This is a genomic window from Lawsonibacter sp. OA9, from assembly GCF_022440585.1.
Window position 1 is genome coordinate 682,247 of sequence record NZ_JAKNTI010000022.1, and the last position, 16,287, is coordinate 698,533.

At 58.3% G+C, this 16,287-nt stretch carries 11 protein-coding genes; 8 read left to right on the forward strand and 3 right to left on the reverse strand.

The genetic code is table 11. The features are described from left to right. The first annotated feature begins 15 nt into the window (after positions 1-15). Positions 16-1,455 (forward strand): MATE family efflux transporter, encoded by a 1,440-nt coding sequence (locus MCG44_RS04335; RefSeq protein WP_412531132.1) that lies wholly within the window; start codon positions 16-18, stop codon positions 1,453-1,455. Positions 1,456-1,515: 60 nt separating this feature from the next. Here the strand turns inward: MCG44_RS04335 and MCG44_RS04340 are convergent, their stop codons facing one another. The 3 genes from MCG44_RS04340 to MCG44_RS04350 all read right to left on the reverse strand — a co-directional run bounded on the left by MCG44_RS04340 (position 1,516) and on the right by MCG44_RS04350 (position 3,303). Next, the gene (locus MCG44_RS04340) at positions 1,516-2,409 is read right to left on the reverse strand and encodes an SH3 domain-containing C40 family peptidase (protein WP_240286983.1); all 894 of its coding nucleotides are present in this window, start codon (positions 2,407-2,409) and stop codon (positions 1,516-1,518) included. A gap of 52 nt (positions 2,410-2,461) precedes the next feature. Then, positions 2,462-2,752, reverse strand: coding sequence for a hypothetical protein (locus tag MCG44_RS04345; RefSeq protein ID WP_147570821.1), 291 nt, complete (start codon positions 2,750-2,752; stop codon positions 2,462-2,464). Between the two features lie 179 nt (positions 2,753-2,931). Then, positions 2,932-3,303, reverse strand: a complete 372-nt coding sequence (locus MCG44_RS04350; RefSeq protein WP_147570820.1) for a metal-dependent transcriptional regulator — start codon at positions 3,301-3,303, stop codon at positions 2,932-2,934. Positions 3,304-3,499: 196 nt separating this feature from the next. Between MCG44_RS04350 and MCG44_RS04355 the strand changes: the two genes are divergently transcribed. The 7 genes from MCG44_RS04355 (at position 3,500) to MCG44_RS04385 (ending at position 16,102) form a co-directional block, all read left to right on the forward strand. Beyond that, complete coding sequence (locus tag MCG44_RS04355; protein WP_147570819.1) at positions 3,500-3,712, forward strand: FeoA family protein; 213 nt, start codon at positions 3,500-3,502, stop codon at positions 3,710-3,712. A 12-nt stretch (positions 3,713-3,724) separates the two neighbouring features. After that, positions 3,725-3,946 (forward strand): FeoA family protein, encoded by a 222-nt coding sequence (locus tag MCG44_RS04360; RefSeq protein ID WP_186852787.1) that lies wholly within the window; start codon positions 3,725-3,727, stop codon positions 3,944-3,946. Positions 3,947-4,047: 101 nt separating this feature from the next. Then, positions 4,048-6,282: a ferrous iron transport protein B gene (gene feoB, locus MCG44_RS04365; protein ID WP_240286985.1), complete on the forward strand. Its 2,235-nt coding sequence runs from the start codon at positions 4,048-4,050 to the stop codon at positions 6,280-6,282. A gap of 47 nt (positions 6,283-6,329) precedes the next feature. Next, a complete protein-coding gene (locus tag MCG44_RS04370) occupies positions 6,330-6,479 on the forward strand; it encodes a FeoB-associated Cys-rich membrane protein (protein WP_240286987.1) in 150 nt (49 codons plus the stop codon). A gap of 440 nt (positions 6,480-6,919) precedes the next feature. Further along, positions 6,920-10,780, forward strand: a complete 3,861-nt coding sequence (rpoB, locus tag MCG44_RS04375) for a DNA-directed RNA polymerase subunit beta (RefSeq protein ID WP_240286989.1) — start codon at positions 6,920-6,922, stop codon at positions 10,778-10,780. A 21-nt stretch (positions 10,781-10,801) separates the two neighbouring features. Continuing rightward, the gene (rpoC, locus tag MCG44_RS04380) at positions 10,802-14,479 is read left to right on the forward strand and encodes a DNA-directed RNA polymerase subunit beta' (protein WP_147570815.1); all 3,678 of its coding nucleotides are present in this window, start codon (positions 10,802-10,804) and stop codon (positions 14,477-14,479) included. Positions 14,480-14,722: 243 nt separating this feature from the next. After that, positions 14,723-16,102 (forward strand): alanine/glycine:cation symporter family protein, encoded by a 1,380-nt coding sequence (locus tag MCG44_RS04385; protein WP_240286991.1) that lies wholly within the window; start codon positions 14,723-14,725, stop codon positions 16,100-16,102. Positions 16,103-16,287 lie beyond the last annotated feature (185 nt).

A 16,287-nucleotide genomic window follows, 5' to 3' on the forward strand; every position in this document is an offset into this window, starting at 1 on the left:
GGAAGGGAGAGGTCTGTGTTGAAACAGAGGAGCATCAAGAGGCGATATGAGATCGATATGTGCAACGGGTCCATAGCGGATAAGATCCTTCTCTTTGCTTTGCCGCTGATGGCCTCCAGTCTGTTGCAGCTGCTGTTCAACGCCGCCGACGTAGTGGTGGTGGGTAAATTCGCCGGCAAGGAAGCCCTGGCGGCAGTAGGGTCCAATACGGCCCTGATTAACCTGCTGATCAATCTGTTTGTGGGCCTCTCCGTGGGCACCAATGTGGTGGTAGCCAGAGATTTGGGGGCCGGGCGCCACGACAATGTGAGCCGCAGCGTCCACACCTCCATGACCCTGGCGCTCATCAGTGGTGTGGTCATGACGGTGTTCGGCACAGTCATGGTCCGCCAGCTGCTAGAGTGGATGTCCTCCCCCACCGACGTCATCGACTTGGCCACCGTCTACCTGCGCATCTACTTCTTTGGGATGCCCGCCCTGCTTACTTACAACTTTGGGGCGGCCATCCTGCGGGCTCAGGGGGACACCCGCCGTCCCCTGTACTTTCTCTTTTTATCCGGCGTAGTCAACGTGGTACTAAACCTGTTTTTCGTCATCGTCCTGCATATGGATGTGGCCGGTGTGGCGCTGGCCACTATCATCTCCCAGTATATCTCCGCCGCTCTAGTGGTTTGGTGCCTGGTGCGGGAGGAGGGGGCTCTCCGGTTGGAATTGAATAAGCTGGGCCTTCAGTGGTCGGTCATCCGCCGTATCCTCCAGGTGGGCCTGCCGGCGGGCTGCCAGGGAGTGGTGTTCTCCCTGTCTAACGTGGTCATCCAGTCGGCCATCAACTCCTTTGATGACCCAGTGCTGGCCGCCGGCTCCTCTGCCTCCGCCAGCATTGAGGGCTTTGTCTACGCCGCCATGAACGCCTTTTATCAGACGGCCATCACCTTTGTGGGGCAGAACTACGGAGCCGGAAAGTGCAAGCGAGTGGACCGCATCGCGGTCCAGTGCGTCTCTTTTTCGGTCATAAGCGGCCTGGCATTTGGTAATCTTGCCTATTTCTTTGGCGAGACTCTGGCTGGCTTCTATGTCCCTGCCGGGGAGCATGAGGTCATTGCCCAGGCGCTTATCCGGTTGTCTTTTATCGCCTGCCCCTATTTTATCTGCGGCATCATGGATACGCTGGTAGGCGTCCTTCGGGGGATCGGCTATTCGGTGGTTCCCATGGTGGTCTCCCTAGTGGGGGCCTGCGGCCTGCGTCTGGTGTGGGTGGCGGTGATATTCCCGGTCTATCACACAGCCTCCTGCCTGTACATCTCCTATCCCATCAGTTGGCTGGTCACTGGTGCGGTCCATCTGATCTTCTTCCTGTGTGTACGGAAGCGGGCATATGCCAAGGTGGAGGGCAGCGACTTAACAGCGTTGGAGGGTCGGCATCCCCCGCTTTCCCAGGAGGCAGAGCGGCAGTAAAAAAACAGAGCGGGTCCCCTAGGGGACCCGCTCTGTTTTTATAGTAATTTTGAGAGAAAATCAGACCAGGCGGCGTCCGCCCACAAAGCCGGTGGTGTAATAGGCGTAATCCATATCGCTGACAATGACGCCCACCGTGGAAGTGGAGGCATGGACAAACTGGTTGTTGCCGATGTAAATTCCCACATGGGATGCCCGCTTGCTGCCGGTACCGGATTTTTTGAACATGACCAGGTCGCCGGGCTGGAGCTCGCTCATGGAAACAGGAGTACCGTTATCCAACTGGGTGGAGGCGGTGCGATTGATGGTGATGCCAAACTGCTTATAGACATAGCTGGTAAAGCCAGAGCAGTCAAAGCCCTTGGGGCTGCTGCCGCCATACACATAGGGATACCCCACGAACTGGAGGGCATAATCGGCGATTTCCTGTCCCTTGCTGATTTGGGAGGGGTCTACGATGGTCACATACTCGGTGCTGATATAGCCGTTTTCAATACGGTACCAGCCGTCGCTCTCCTCCAGCAGTTCGACGACCCTGCCCGCGGCTAGGCTCCCTACCTTTTCGTGGTCAGTGCTGGGGCCAGAGCGAACGTTCAGGGAGGAGGCGGTAATCCGGCCAAAGGTACTGGCAGCTTCCGCGTCAGCCTCCGCGGCCAATGCGACGGCCTGCTCCTGGTCCTCCTCATGGACCACCAGATACTCCCCCGAAACGAAGCCGGAGATCCCCTCATGGGCGATCTTGTACCAGCCGTTTTCGGCCTGTTCCAGCACCTCTACCTGGGTGCCGTCGGACAGCTTGGTTAGAATTTGACTGCTGGTGTTGGGATCGGCCCGGACCCGAAGGGGGTCGCCCCCGGAATTGACAGTACCCGAGGCGGCCAGGACAGGGGCCGCGAGGGTGCTGGAAACCAGAAGGGCGGCGGTGAGCCGGGTGATGGTCATCTTCAGGTGCATAGCTGAGATCCTCCCAAATCCTTTTCTATTTCTGATGGTCAGCCAACAGGGGTCACTTGCCGTTCAAAGAGCGGTCCAGCCACACGGCGGCGATATCCATGGCCGCATAGAGGCTGTCTTTTTCACTTTTCTTGACCACACGGTCCCGTCCCCGCAGATCGGGGTCAGTCAGCTGGAGCTGGACGGCCACCTTATCTGCCATCTCCAGGCCGTTGACGGTCTTGGTAGACAGGATCTGGAGCATGATAATATATTTCTCGGCCATAGTGCCGTAGTAAATCAGGTTGTCTTTCCGACGCAGGGGATGCCCTTTATAGGAAAGAGGAATATTCTCAGAAGCCACTATGAATCCCTCCTTGCTCAAAACTTGTAACCGAATTGTAACATATTTGCCGCCGTCTGTCAAATCCTTTCCCAAAGAATTGGATGGAAAAATACGGAGAGAAAAGAAAAAAGCCGCTCTATGGGCGGCTTTTACGCTGAGAGCGGACCTGATATGGGAAAGAAGGCCGTTTCCAAGGCCTATTTTGTATGTTGCCGGACATGGGCTTTAATCTTTTCAAAGGATTCATCGCTGAGGTCATGTTCGATCTTACAAGCGTCCGCCGCCGCGGTCTTTGGGTCAACCCCCAGCCGAACCAGAAGCTGAGTCAACAGCTTGTGGCGGTCATAAATCCGCTGGGCAATCGCCTCTCCCGGGGGAAGCAGAGTGATATGCCCGTCCCCATCCATTTCAATGTATCCGTTTTCCCGCAGCCGTTTCATAGCCACGCTGACGCTGGGCTTTGTGTAATCCAGGTGGTGGACAATGTCTATGGAGCGGACCATTCCCAGCTGTTCCCGCAGGATCAAAATGGCCTCCAGATAATCCTCAGCCGATTCGTGGATATTCATCTAAAGTCCTTCCTTCCTGGCAACTCTTTGTACCAAGGGTAACATAAACGCCAGAAAAAGGCAAGGACTTTCAAATAGGGGTTGACAAGGAAAGTTAGTTGTGATAAACTCCACAGACGAAAAGGGGTTAGTAAATGCTAACCTAGTTTTTCTGAGTGCGAGTTAGCTTTCACTAATCATCTGAAGGAGGAGAGCTATGATGCCGCTGACGATGGCGAAGTCTGGGGAACGGGTTACGATCAAAAAGATCACAGGCAAGGACGAGATCCGTCAGCACCTGGCTGAATTGGGCTTTGTGGTGGACAGTGATATCACTGTGGTAAGTGAGATCGCGGGAAACCTGATCGTACAGGTCAAAGACAGCCGGATTGCCCTAGACAAGAGTATGGCGAACCGCATTATGATTTGAGGGGGAATAAGCATGAAGACATTGAAGGATGTGGCCGTGGGCCAGACTGCGGTTGTGGCCAAGCTCCATGGAGAAGGGCCGGTAAAGCGCCGGATCATGGACATGGGAATCACCAAGGGCGTCGAGATATTCGTCCGCAAAGTGGCTCCACTTGGAGACCCCATGGAATTAAATGTCCGGGGTTACGAGCTGTCGGTCCGGAAAAGTGACGCGGAGATGATCGAGGTCGTCTGAAAAGGCTCGGCTCCAGACGGTAAAATGCCGTCTGGCGAGAGCCGCTTTTTTCAGACAAAAAGTTAGCTATAACTAACAATCGAGAGGAGCAGAGGCGAGAAATGAACATCAAGATTGCATTGGCCGGCAATCCCAACTGTGGCAAGACCACCTTGTTCAACAGTTTGACCGGCGCAAACCAGTATGTGGGCAACTGGCCCGGCGTAACGGTAGAAAAGAAGGAAGGCAAGCTGAAGGGCTATAAGGACGTGATCATCCAGGACCTGCCCGGTATCTATTCCCTGTCCCCCTATACACTGGAGGAGGTAGTGGCCAGAAATTATCTGGTTAAGGAGCAACCCGACGCCATTCTGAACATCGTGGACGGCACGAATATCGAGCGCAACCTGTACCTGACGACTCAGCTTATCGAACTGGGCCTGCCCGTAGTGGTGGCGGTCAACATGATCGACCTGGTCCGTAAGAATGGGGACCAGATCGACCTGAAAAAGCTGGGTGACTCTCTGGGCTGCCTAGTGGTGGAGATGTCTGCCCTGAAAGGGGAGGGCGGCATGGCGGCGGCCGAACAGGCCGTCTCGATGGCTAAAGCCCACCGGGTAGGAGAGCTGCCCCATGTGTTCACCGGCAGCGTGGAGCACGCCATCGCCCACATTGAGGAGTCCATTGAGGGGAGGGTGGCCGACCAGTATTTGCGCTGGTATGCCATCAAGGTCTTCGAGCGGGACGAGAAGGTGTTGGAGGAGTTGGCACTGGACAGCGAGCTGGCGGCCCATCTGGAGTCGCATATCGCTGACTGTGAGAAGGAATTGGATGACGACGCTGAGTCCATCATTACCAATCAGCGATATGCCTACATAAACGGCGTCGTGTCCAGGGCGGTAAAGAAAAAGGCGGCCAAGGGCAGCCTCTCCATCTCCGACAGAATCGATCAGATTGTGACCAACCGAATCCTGGCCCTGCCCATCTTCGCGGTGATCATGTTTCTGATCTACTCCATCGCCATGGGGACCTCTATTGTGGACGGCGGCATCGGGATTGGCACCTTCGGTACAGACTGGGCCAACGACACCCTTTTCGGTGAGATCGTGCCCGGCTGGTTCGACGCGATCCTGGGCGCCCTGGGCGTAGTGGAAGGCACCTGGGTCTACGGTCTGATCCAGGATGGTATTGTGGCCGGTGTGGGTGCTGTGCTCGGCTTTGTGCCCCAGATGCTGGTGCTGTTCCTCCTGCTGGCCATTCTGGAGGATGTGGGCTATATGGCCCGTATCGCCTTCATCATGGACCGGATTTTCCGCCGCTTTGGTCTGTCCGGCAAGAGCTTCATCCCCATGCTGGTGGCTACCGGTTGCGGCGTCCCCGGTATCATGGCTTCCCGAACCATAGAGCAGGACCGGGACCGGAAGATGACCGTTATGACCACCGGCTTCATCCCCTGCGGCGCGAAGATGCCCATCATCGGCCTGTTCGCCGGCGCTATCTTCGGAAACTCCTCCTGGGTAGCCACCTCTGCCTACTTTATTGGTATCGCCGCTGTCATCATCTCTGGCGTCATGCTCAAGAAATTCAAGGCATTTGCTGGTGAGCCCGCCCCCTTTGTCATGGAGCTGCCCACCTACCATGCCCCCTCTGCCGGCAATGTACTGCGGGCCACCTGGGAGCGGGGATGGTCCTTCATCAAGCGGGCTGGCACCGTTATCCTGCTTTCCTCCATCGTTCTCTGGTTCCTCCAGGGTTACGGCTTTGTGGAGGGCGTGTTCCAGGCTGTGGAGGACAACAACGACTCCCTGCTGGCCGTCATCGGCAACGCGGTCGCCTGGATCTTCTACCCCCTGGGCTGGGCCGGCGACTGGGCCTGGAAGGCTACGGTTGCCACAGTTACCGGACTCATCGCCAAGGAGGAGGTAGTCAACACCTTCGGCGTGCTGTACCACTATGCCGGCGAGATCGACCTGATGGAGGACTCCTCCCCCATCTGGACCATGGTGGCTGGCGACTTCAATGGCATCACCGCCTACTCCTTTATGATTTTCAACCTGCTGTGCGCTCCCTGCTTTGCCGCTATGGGCGCCATCAAGCGGGAGATGAACAACCCCAAGTGGACCCTGGGCGCCATCGGGTATATGTGCGGCTTTGCCTACGTCATCTCCATGATCGTCTATCAGATCGGCGGGCTCATCGCCGGTGTGGCCTCCTTCAGCGTGTGGACCGTAGTAGCGGCGGCTGCTCTGGTTCTCCTCCTCTTCCTGCTGTTTCGCAAGGGCTATCAGCCTGAGGGCGAGATCCACCACCTGACTTCCGTGGCCGCCGCTGAGGCGAAGAAAACTGCGAAGAAGTAAGAGAGCATTCATTTTCTTATCCTAAGCTATGAAAGGAGGGCGTGACGATGATACCGCCCATGATAGGAAACCTCATCGTGATTGCGGCCCTTGTGGCCGTGGCAGCCCTGGCAGTCCGCTCCATCTGGAAGGGCCATAAGAAGGGCGGACACTGCGGCGGCGACTGCGGCCAATGCGGCGGCTGCCATCATAAATAGATTTTCTCCCCCCTTTATGAAAGGCCGGACGGGATAACACCCGTCCGGCTTTCTTCCTTCCACATGGGGGTGGTAGATTGAAAACTGCTGTGTCCAAAGTCCGGATAGGTCTCCAGATAAGATTTTATACCAAGGAAATTTTGGGAAAATAAAAGGAAGGCGCTTGACACAGCGCCTTCCCCATGGTACAATAAAATGCTTTTATGTCCCCTCAAAGAAAGAGCATGATCTCCCATACTCTGTCTTTAGTTTATCACAGGGCGGACAGAAAGACAAGAGTGACTTCAAGCAAAATAGCAACGCGCCCGGGTGTGCGGAAAAGCGGCGGAGTGCCGAATTTGTATAAATCGACGGCGAAAACGGCTGTTTTTCCCTGCATCCAGAGGAAAAAACGGAAGGACCAACCGTGGAATCAGAAGAAAGCGAGTTGATTTTTTAGCATGGTCAAGGACGTAATGTACGGCAAGACCCCGAGAAAGAGCTTTGCCCGCTACCAGGAGATCCTGGAGATGCCTAACCTGCTGGAGGTGCAGAAGACCTCCTACCAGTGGTTCCTGGACACCGGCCTGCGGGAGGTGTTCAAGGACGTCGGCCCCATCACCGACTATGCCGGCAATCTGGAGCTGACCTTTGTGGACTACTCCATGGATGAGAAGCCCAAGTACGACGTGGAGGAGTGCAAGGCCAGGGACGCCACCTACGCCGCCCCCATCAAGGTGAAGGTCCAGCTGCGCAACACCCAGAAGAAGAACGACCGGGTGTCGGAGCAGATCGCCGAGCAGGAGATCTTTATGGGAGACTTTCCCATCATGACCCAGGCCGGCACCTTCGTCATCAATGGCGCCGAGCGGGTCATCGTCTCCCAGATCGTCCGCTCTCCCGGTATGTATTACACCCGGACCGCGGACAAGGCGGACAACCTGACCTACACCACTACCGTAATCCCCTACCGGGGTGCCTGGCTGGAGTATGAAACCGATTTGTCCGACCTGTTCTATGTCCGCATCGATAAGAACCGCAAGCTGCCCATCACCTGCCTTATCCGTGCCCTGGGGCCCCGGACCGACGCTGAAATCATCGAGATGTTCGGCGAGGACGAGCGTATCCTGGCCACGATGGAGAAGGATGCCTGTAAGACCTATGAGGACGCCCTGCTGGAGATCTACCGCAAGCTCCGTCCTGGCGAGCCCCCCACGGTGGACTCCGCCCGGACCCTGCTGGACGCCACCTTCTTTGATCCCCGGCGCTATGATCTGTCCGCTGTGGGCCGCTATAAGTTCAACAAGAAGATGGCTCTGTGGTCCCGGCTGTCCGGCCAGAAGCTGGCCCTGCCCGTAGCCGATCCCCGCACCGGCGAGATCATCGCCGAGGAGGGAGAGGTCCTGACACGGGAGAGGGCCCACTTCCTGGACGACCGGGGCGTCAACGAGGCTGTCATCGACGTGGACGGTAAGCAGGTCAAGGTGTTTTCTAACAACATGGTCCACCTGAAGGACTTTGTGGACTTTGACCCTCAAGAGGTCGGCGTCAGCGAGATGGTCTATTTCCCCGCCCTGTGCGAGCTGCTGGACCAGTTCCAGGGGGAGGAACTGAAGGACGCCATCCGCGGCCATCTGGACGACCTGATCCCCAAGCACATCACTGTGCCTGACATCATGGCCTCTATCAATTACCTCAACTGTCTGGCCCACAACTCCGGCACCCCGGATGACATCGACCACCTGGGTAACCGCCGGCTGCGCTGTGTGGGCGAGCTGATTCAGAATCAGTTCCGCATCGGCTTCTCCCGTATGGAGCGTGTTATCCGGGAGCGGATGACCACTCAGGACCTGGATGTGGTCACCCCCCAGAGCCTGATTAACATCCGCCCTGTCACCGCCGCCATCAAGGAGTTCTTCGGCTCCAGCCCCCTGTCCCAGTTCATGGACCAGACCAACCCCCTGGCCGAGCTGACCCACAAGCGTCGTCTGTCCGCTCTGGGCCCCGGCGGCCTGTCCCGTGACCGGGCCTCCTTCGATGTCCGTGATGTCCATTACAGCCACTACGGACGCCTTTGCCCCATCGAGACCCCCGAAGGTCCCAATATCGGCCTGATTTCCTATCTGGCCTCCTACGCCCGTATCAACCGTTTCGGCTTTATTGAGACCCCCTACCGTAAGGTGGATAAGGAGACTGGCCGGGTTACCGACGAAATCACCTATATGACCGCCGATGTAGAGGACGAGTACACCATCGGCCAGGCCACTGAGCCCGTGGACGAGAACGGCTGCTTCGTCAACGAGCGTATCACCTGCCGTCACCGGAATGAGACCATTTCTGTGGATAAACACCAGGTGGACTATGTGGACGTGTCCCCCAAGATGATGGTGTCCGTGGCTACCGCCATGATCCCCTTCCTCCAGAACGACGACGCCAACCGTGCGCTGATGGGCGCCAACATGCAGCGCCAGGCCGTCCCCCTGCTCCGGCCCGAGGCTCCCATCGTGGCCACTGGCCAGGAGCACAAGAACTGCATCGACTCCGAAGTGGCCATCCTGGCGGAAGGCCCCGGCACGGTCACCAAGGTGTCCGCCCGGTATATCACCGTGGCTTATGACAACGGCCAGACCAAGGAGTACCGCCTAACTAAGTACCTGCGCTCCAACCACACCACCTGTATCAACCAGCGGCCCATCGTGGACGCCGGACAGCGGGTAGACTTCCAGGACGTGCTGGCAGACGGTCCCTCTACCGACCACGGCGAAATCGCCCTGGGCCGGAATATCCTCATGGGCTTCATGACCTGGGAGGGCTACAACTACGAGGACGCCATCCTGCTCAACGAGCGGATGGTGAAGGACGACGTATTTACCTCCATCCACATCGAGGAGTATGAGACTGAGGCACGGGACACCAAGCTGGGTCCCGAGACCATCACCCGTGATATCCCCAACGTGGGCGAGGACGCTCTGCGGGACCTGGACGAGCATGGCATCATCCGGGTGGGCGCCGAAGTCCATGCCGGCGACTACCTGGTGGGTAAGGTCACCCCCAAGGGCGAGGCGGAGGCCACTGCTGAGGAGAAGCTGCTCCGGGCCATCTTTGGAGAGAAGGCCCGTGAGGTCCGCGACACCTCTCTGAAGGTGCCCCACGGCGAGAGCGGCATCGTGGTGGATGTAAAGATCTTTACCCGTGAGAACGGCGACGAGATGTCCCCTGGCGTTAACCAGACCGTCCGGGTGTATATTGCTCAGAAGCGGAAGATCTCTGTGGGTGACAAGATGGCTGGCCGCCACGGCAACAAGGGCGTGGTGTCCCGCATCCTGCCCCAGGAGGATATGCCCTTCCTGCCCGACGGCACCCCCCTGGACATTGTGCTGAACCCCCTGGGCGTGCCCTCCCGTATGAACATCGGCCAGGTGCTGGAGGTCCATCTGGGATACGCCGCCAAGACCCTGGGCTGGAAGGTGGCCACCCCCATCTTCAACGGCGCTACCGAGAGCGATATTCAGGAGTGCCTGAAAATGGCCGGCCTGGCCCGTGAGGTGGGCTATGATGAGCCCCTTATCGGCAAGCAGCTCTATCTGGCCGGCGAGGGCGAGGAGGAGATGCGTGCCCTGTCCTCCGAGGAGATGGCCCACAGCGCCCAGGTCCGGGAGTGGCAGAAGGCGGGCAAACTTCGCCTGGTGGACGGCAAGAACTGGCTGTATGACGGCCGTACCGGCCAGCGATTTGACAACCCGGTCACCGTGGGCTATGTCTACTTCCTGAAGCTGCACCACCTGGTGGACGACAAGATCCACGCCCGTGCCACCGGCCCCTACTCCCTGGTCACCCAGCAGCCTCTGGGCGGCAAGGCCCAGTTCGGCGGCCAGCGGTTTGGCGAGATGGAGGTGTGGGCTCTGGAGGCCTACGGCGCCGCCTACACCCTACAGGAGATCCTGACGGTCAAGTCGGACGACGTGACCGGCCGTGTCAAGACCTACGAGGCCATCGTCAAGGGTCTGAATGTGCCCAAGCCCGGCGTGCCCGAGTCCTTCAAGGTACTGATTAAAGAGCTCCAGTCCCTGTGTCTGGACATCAAGGTGCTGGACGACCAAGGGCAGGAGATCGAGCTGAAGGATGACGACGAGGACAACTACCAGCCCGTCCGGGACGATTTCTATGACCGGGACGATGACTTCGGCTATGAGAAGGACGCCGACTTCGCCTCCGCTGGAGGCTTCACCTTCAAGGGAGAGAGCGATGACGACGACCTCACCTTGGATGTGACCGATGAGGAGAGCTCGGAGGACGGGCTGTTCTCTGACGAGGACTTTTGAGTACGGGAGGAGATTTGAAACATGAGTTACGCTGAATTTGACGCCATCCAGATCGGGATCGCCTCCCCCGAACAGATCCGTGAGTGGTCCTACGGCGAGGTCAAGCGCCCTGAGACCATCAACTACCGCACTCTGAAGCCGGAGAAGGACGGCCTGTTCTGTGAAAAGATCTTTGGCCCCACCAAGGACTGGGAGTGCAACTGCGGCAAGTATAAGAAGATCCGCTACAAGGGCAAGGTGTGCGACCGCTGCGGCGTGGAAATCACCAAGGCCAAAGTCCGCCGGGAGCGGATGGGCCACATCGAGCTGGCCGCCCCCGTGTCCCATATCTGGTACTTTAAGGGAATCCCCTCCCGGATGGGATTGCTGCTGGATATCAGCCCCCGGATCCTGGAGAAGGTTCTGTACTTTGCCGCCTATATTGTCATCGACCCCGGCTTCTCCCCCCTCTCCAAAAACCAGATCCTGTCCGAGAAGGAATATCGGGATATGCGGGAGAAGTACGAGGACGACTTTGACGCCGGTATGGGCGCCGAGGCTGTCAAGAAGCTGCTCCAGCAGATTGATTTGGAGGAGCTGTCTGCCCAGCTGCGTGCCGAACTGAAAGACGCCTCCGGTCAGAAGAAGGCCCGCATTGTTAAGCGTCTGGAGGTGGTAGACGCCTTCCGCGTCTCTGGCAACAAGCCCGAGTGGATGATTATCGATGTACTGCCTGTGATTCCCCCGGAGATCCGTCCCATGGTTCCCCTGGACGGCGGGCGGTACGCCTCCTCTGACCTGAATGATCTGTACCGCCGGGTCATCAACCGCAATAACCGCCTGAAGCGGCTCATCCAGCTCAACGCACCGGACATCATCGTGCGCAACGAGAAGCGGATGCTCCAGGAGGCTGTGGACGCCCTCATCGACAACGGCCGCCGGGGCCGGGCCGTCACCGGCGCCAACAACCGGGCCCTCAAATCCCTGTCCGACATGCTCAAGGGCAAGCAGGGACGCTTCCGTCAGAACCTGCTGGGCAAGCGTGTGGACTACTCCGGCCGTTCCGTCATCGTGGTGGGCCCCAGCCTGAAGATATATCAGTGCGGCCTGCCCAAAGAGATGGCCATTGAGTTGTTCCGCCCCTTCGTTATGAAGAAGCTGGTGGACGACGGCGCCGCCCACAACATCAAGCAGGCCAAGAAGATGGTGGAGAAGGGCGAGGCTGCCGTGTGGGACGCCCTGGAATTTGTCATCAAAGACCACCCCGTCATGCTCAACCGCGCCCCCACCCTGCACCGCCTGGGCATCCAGGCATTTGAGCCTGTTCTGGTGGAAGGCCGGGCCATCAAGCTGCACCCCCTGGTGTGTACCGCCTTCAACGCCGACTTCGACGGCGACCAGATGGCTGTCCACGTCCCCCTGTCTGCCGAGGCCCAGACCGAGGCGCGGGTGCTGATGCTGTCTGCCAATAACCTGCTCCGTCCCCAGGACGGCGGCCCGGTTACCATCCCCTCCCAGGATATGATCCTGGGTGCCTACTACCTGACCTTCACCCGGGACGAGGCTGGCACTGGCCACTGTTTTGCCGACAAGGACGAGGCTATGCTGGCCTATGACGCCGGGGTAGTCACCCTTCACTCTCCCATCAAGGTCCGTATGTACCGGGAAGTAGATGGTGAGATGCGCCACAAGCTGGTGGAGACCACGGTGGGCCGCCTGATCTATAATGAGGCCATCCCCCAGGACTTGGGCTTTGTGGACCGCGACGACCCTGAGACCATGTTCGACCCAGAAATCAACTTCGTGGTGGGCAAAAAGCAACTGGGCAAAATCATCGACAAGTGCATCTCCAAGCATGGCTTTACCGTGTCCGCCGGAGTGCTGGACGCCATCAAAGACTTGGGCTACCATTACTCCACCCGGGGCTCCCTGACCGTGGCCATCGCCGACATGACGGTCCCGGCCAAGAAGTACGAGCTGATCGCCGAGACCGAGAAGGAGATCATCAAGATAGACCGCCTGTACCGCCGGGGTATGCTGACAAACGAGGAGCGGTACCGCAAGTCTGTGGAAGCCTGGGAACAGACCACCGCCGACGTGACCGCCGCCCTGCAGGAGTCCATGGACCGGTACAACCCCATCTGGATGATGGCCGACTCCGGCGCCCGTGGTTCTATGGCCCAGATCCGTCAGCTGGCTGGTATGCGCGGCCTGATGGCCGATACCGCCGGCCGTACCATCGAGATCCCCATCAAGGCCAACTTCCGTGAGGGCCTGTCTGTATTGGAATACTTCATCTCCTCCAGGGGCGCCCGGAAGGGCATGGCCGATACCGCTCTGCGTACCGCCGACTCGGGCTACCTGACCCGCCGCCTGGTGGACGTGTCCCAGGAGGTCATTATCCGGGAGGAGGACTGCGGCACCTCCGATGGAATCTTGGTCAGCGAGATCGAGGAGCACGGCCAGGTCATCGAGACCTTTGCCGAGCGCGTCCACGGCCGCTATCCCGCAGAGGACATCGTGGACCCCGCCACTGGCGAGGTGCTCTTCAATCGAGATACCATGCTTCTCAACGAGGACGCCAAGACTCTGGAAAAACACGGTATCCATGAAGTGAAGATCCGCTCTGTCCTTACCTGCCGGGCCCGCAGCGGCGTGTGCGCCAAGTGCTACGGCATCAACCTGGCCATTGGTGAGCCTGTGGGCGCTGGCGAGGCGGTGGGTATCATCGCCGCCCAGTCCATCGGTGAGCCCGGCACCCAGCTGACCATGCGTACCTTCCACACCGGCGGTGTGGCCGGCGGTGATATCACCCAGGGTCTGCCCCGCGTGGAGGAGCTGTTCGAGGCCCGCAAGCCCAAGAAGATGGCCCAGCTGGCTGAAATCAGCGGTGTGGTGTCCATGGAGGAGACCAAGCGCAACGTGATGTGCAACGTGACCATCACCGCCGATGACGGCGAGGTGGTGACCTACGCCCTGCCTTACTCCGCCGGCATTAAGGTGAAGGAGGGCGACACGGTAGAAAAGGGCTACCAGCTTACCGAGGGCGCCCTATCCCCCCATGAGGTGCTGCGTATCCGCGGCCTGTCCGACTGCCACAACTACCTGATCCGCGAGGTGCAGAAGGTGTACCGTCAGCAGGGCGTGGACACCAATGATAAGCATATCGAGGTTATTGTCCGCCAGATGATGCGGAAGGTCCGGGTGGAGGATGCCGGGGACTCCGATTTGTTGTCCGGCGCTACCGTGGACATCACCGAGTTCCGGGACGCCGAGGAGGCGGTCCAGGCCCGCATTGACGCCGGGGAGAAGAACGAGATGGGCGAGGATCTGCGCCTGCCCACCTGCACCCGCCTGCTCATGGGAATTACCAAGGCATCTCTGGCTACTGAGTCCTTCCTGTCCGCCGCCTCCTTCCAAGAGACCACCAAGGTGCTCACTGAAGCGGCGATCAAGGGCAAGGTGGACCACCTGCAGGGTCTGAAGGAGAACGTCATCATCGGCAAGCTTATCCCCGCCGGCTCTGGTCTGGCCCAGTACCGTAAGGAGGATGTTATCGACGACGAGGGCAACCTGGTCTCTGACCAGAGCGGGGCCATCGTAGCCGATGCCCTGGAGGAACCCACCCAGATGGAAAACGAGGAGGACCTGTCCTTCGAGGTTGGCTCTATCGAGCTGGAAACAGCCGCTGGGAGCCAGAGCGAGGACGCGCTGGTCTAAAATGACCAGGAAACCTGCACAGTAAAGCGGACCGAGGGAGTGTATAACGCTCCCTCGGTCCGCTCTTTTTTCAACTTATAAAAGAGAAAAATTCGTTTTTTCACAAGCCTCACCTTTTTAAAGCGAAAAACAGTTGCTATCGGGCCTAAAAGAAAGAAAAAATGATGGCTCAAATATCTTCTCTTGCAATTTTGCGGGACTGTCTTTATAATGTTTCTAAAAGAGGGAGAGGGATGATCGACAATGCTGGAGATGCTTACATCAGTCAACAGCGCCTTGAATGGCTTTGTATGGGGCCCCGTCATGCTGGCTCTGCTGGTGGGAACCGGCATCTACCTTACCTGCCGCACCGGCTGGATTCAGGTGCGGCGCTTCGGCTATATCATGAAAAGCACGGTGGGCTCTCTGTTCCGCAAGTCGGAAAAAGACCATGGCAGCAACCTGTCCCCCTTTCAGGCGGTGACCACAGCCCTGGCCGGGACAGTGGGCACGGGCAACATCGCCGGTGTCACTGGCGCCATCTTTGTGGGCGGGCCCGGCGCTGTGTTCTGGATGTGGGTGTCCGCCTTTTTTGGAATGTGTACCAAGTATGCCGAGATCGCCCTATCCATCCAGTACCGGGAGACAGATGAGGGCGGCGCCCACCGGGGCGGCCCCATGTATTACATCGAAAAGGGGCTGGGCAGGGGGTGGAAGCCCCTGGCAGTTTTGTTTGCCCTGTTTGGGGGCTTCGCCTCTTTTGGGATCGGAAATATCTCCCAGTCCAGTGAAATTGCCGGCGCCATGAACGGACTGTTCGGAATTGATCCTCTGGTTACCGGTATTCTTTTGGCAGTTATTGTGGGAGTGGTGATCATCGGCGGCGTCAAACGCATCGGCCAGGTGGCCTCCTATCTGGTCCCCTTTATGGCCAGCTTCTATATCCTGGCCGGCATCGCTGTTATTTTGCTGCGGATTACCCAGGTTCCCGCCGCTTTGACATCCATTGTCACCAGCGCCTTCAGCTTTGAGGCAGTGGGAGGGGGCGTCTTTGGCTACGCCATCATGGCGGCCATGAAGCAGGGATTTGCCCGTGGGGTGTTCTCCAACGAGGCCGGCCTCGGCTCCGCCCCGATGGCCCATGCGGCCTCCTCCACCGACGAGCCTGCCGAGCAGGCCATGTGGGGCGTGTTCGAGGTGTTTGTGGATACCATCGTGATCTGTACCATTACCTCCCTCACCGTGCTGCTGTCCGGCCTGCCTCTGGGGGAGGCAGCCCTGGACAGCTATACCTCCAATGGCGCCGCCGCAGTGGCCGCCTTCAACACGATCCTGCCTGGTACCATAGGGGGCGTGGTCATCCAAATCAGCCTGCTCTTTTTTGCCCTTTCCACCATTTTGGGCTGGAGTTACTACGGCGAGCAGTGCTGGGGCTATCTGACCCATGACAGCAAGGTGGTCAAGGCTCTTTTCAAAGCTGTATTCGCCTTAATCTGCATCGTGGGAGCCACCGGCTCCGGCAAACTGATGTGGGATATCGCCGATACCCTGAACGGCATGATGGCGATTCCAAACCTGGTGGGCCTTCTAGCCCTGTCGGGAGTGGTGGCCCGGATCACTAGGGACTATTTCAAGGAGCGGTAAGCTGATTGTGTGTATAAAAAATAATATTTGAATTTCTGCTATCGAAAGACCTCGAACCGCAAAAACCCCTGCAAATACAGACTTTTTTGCTCATTATGACACTTATGGAAGCAATGCTTTCTGATGTTTTGGTGTCCAGATTTTCTATAGCGATATAAAACGATATGGGCAGATATGAGAAAAAA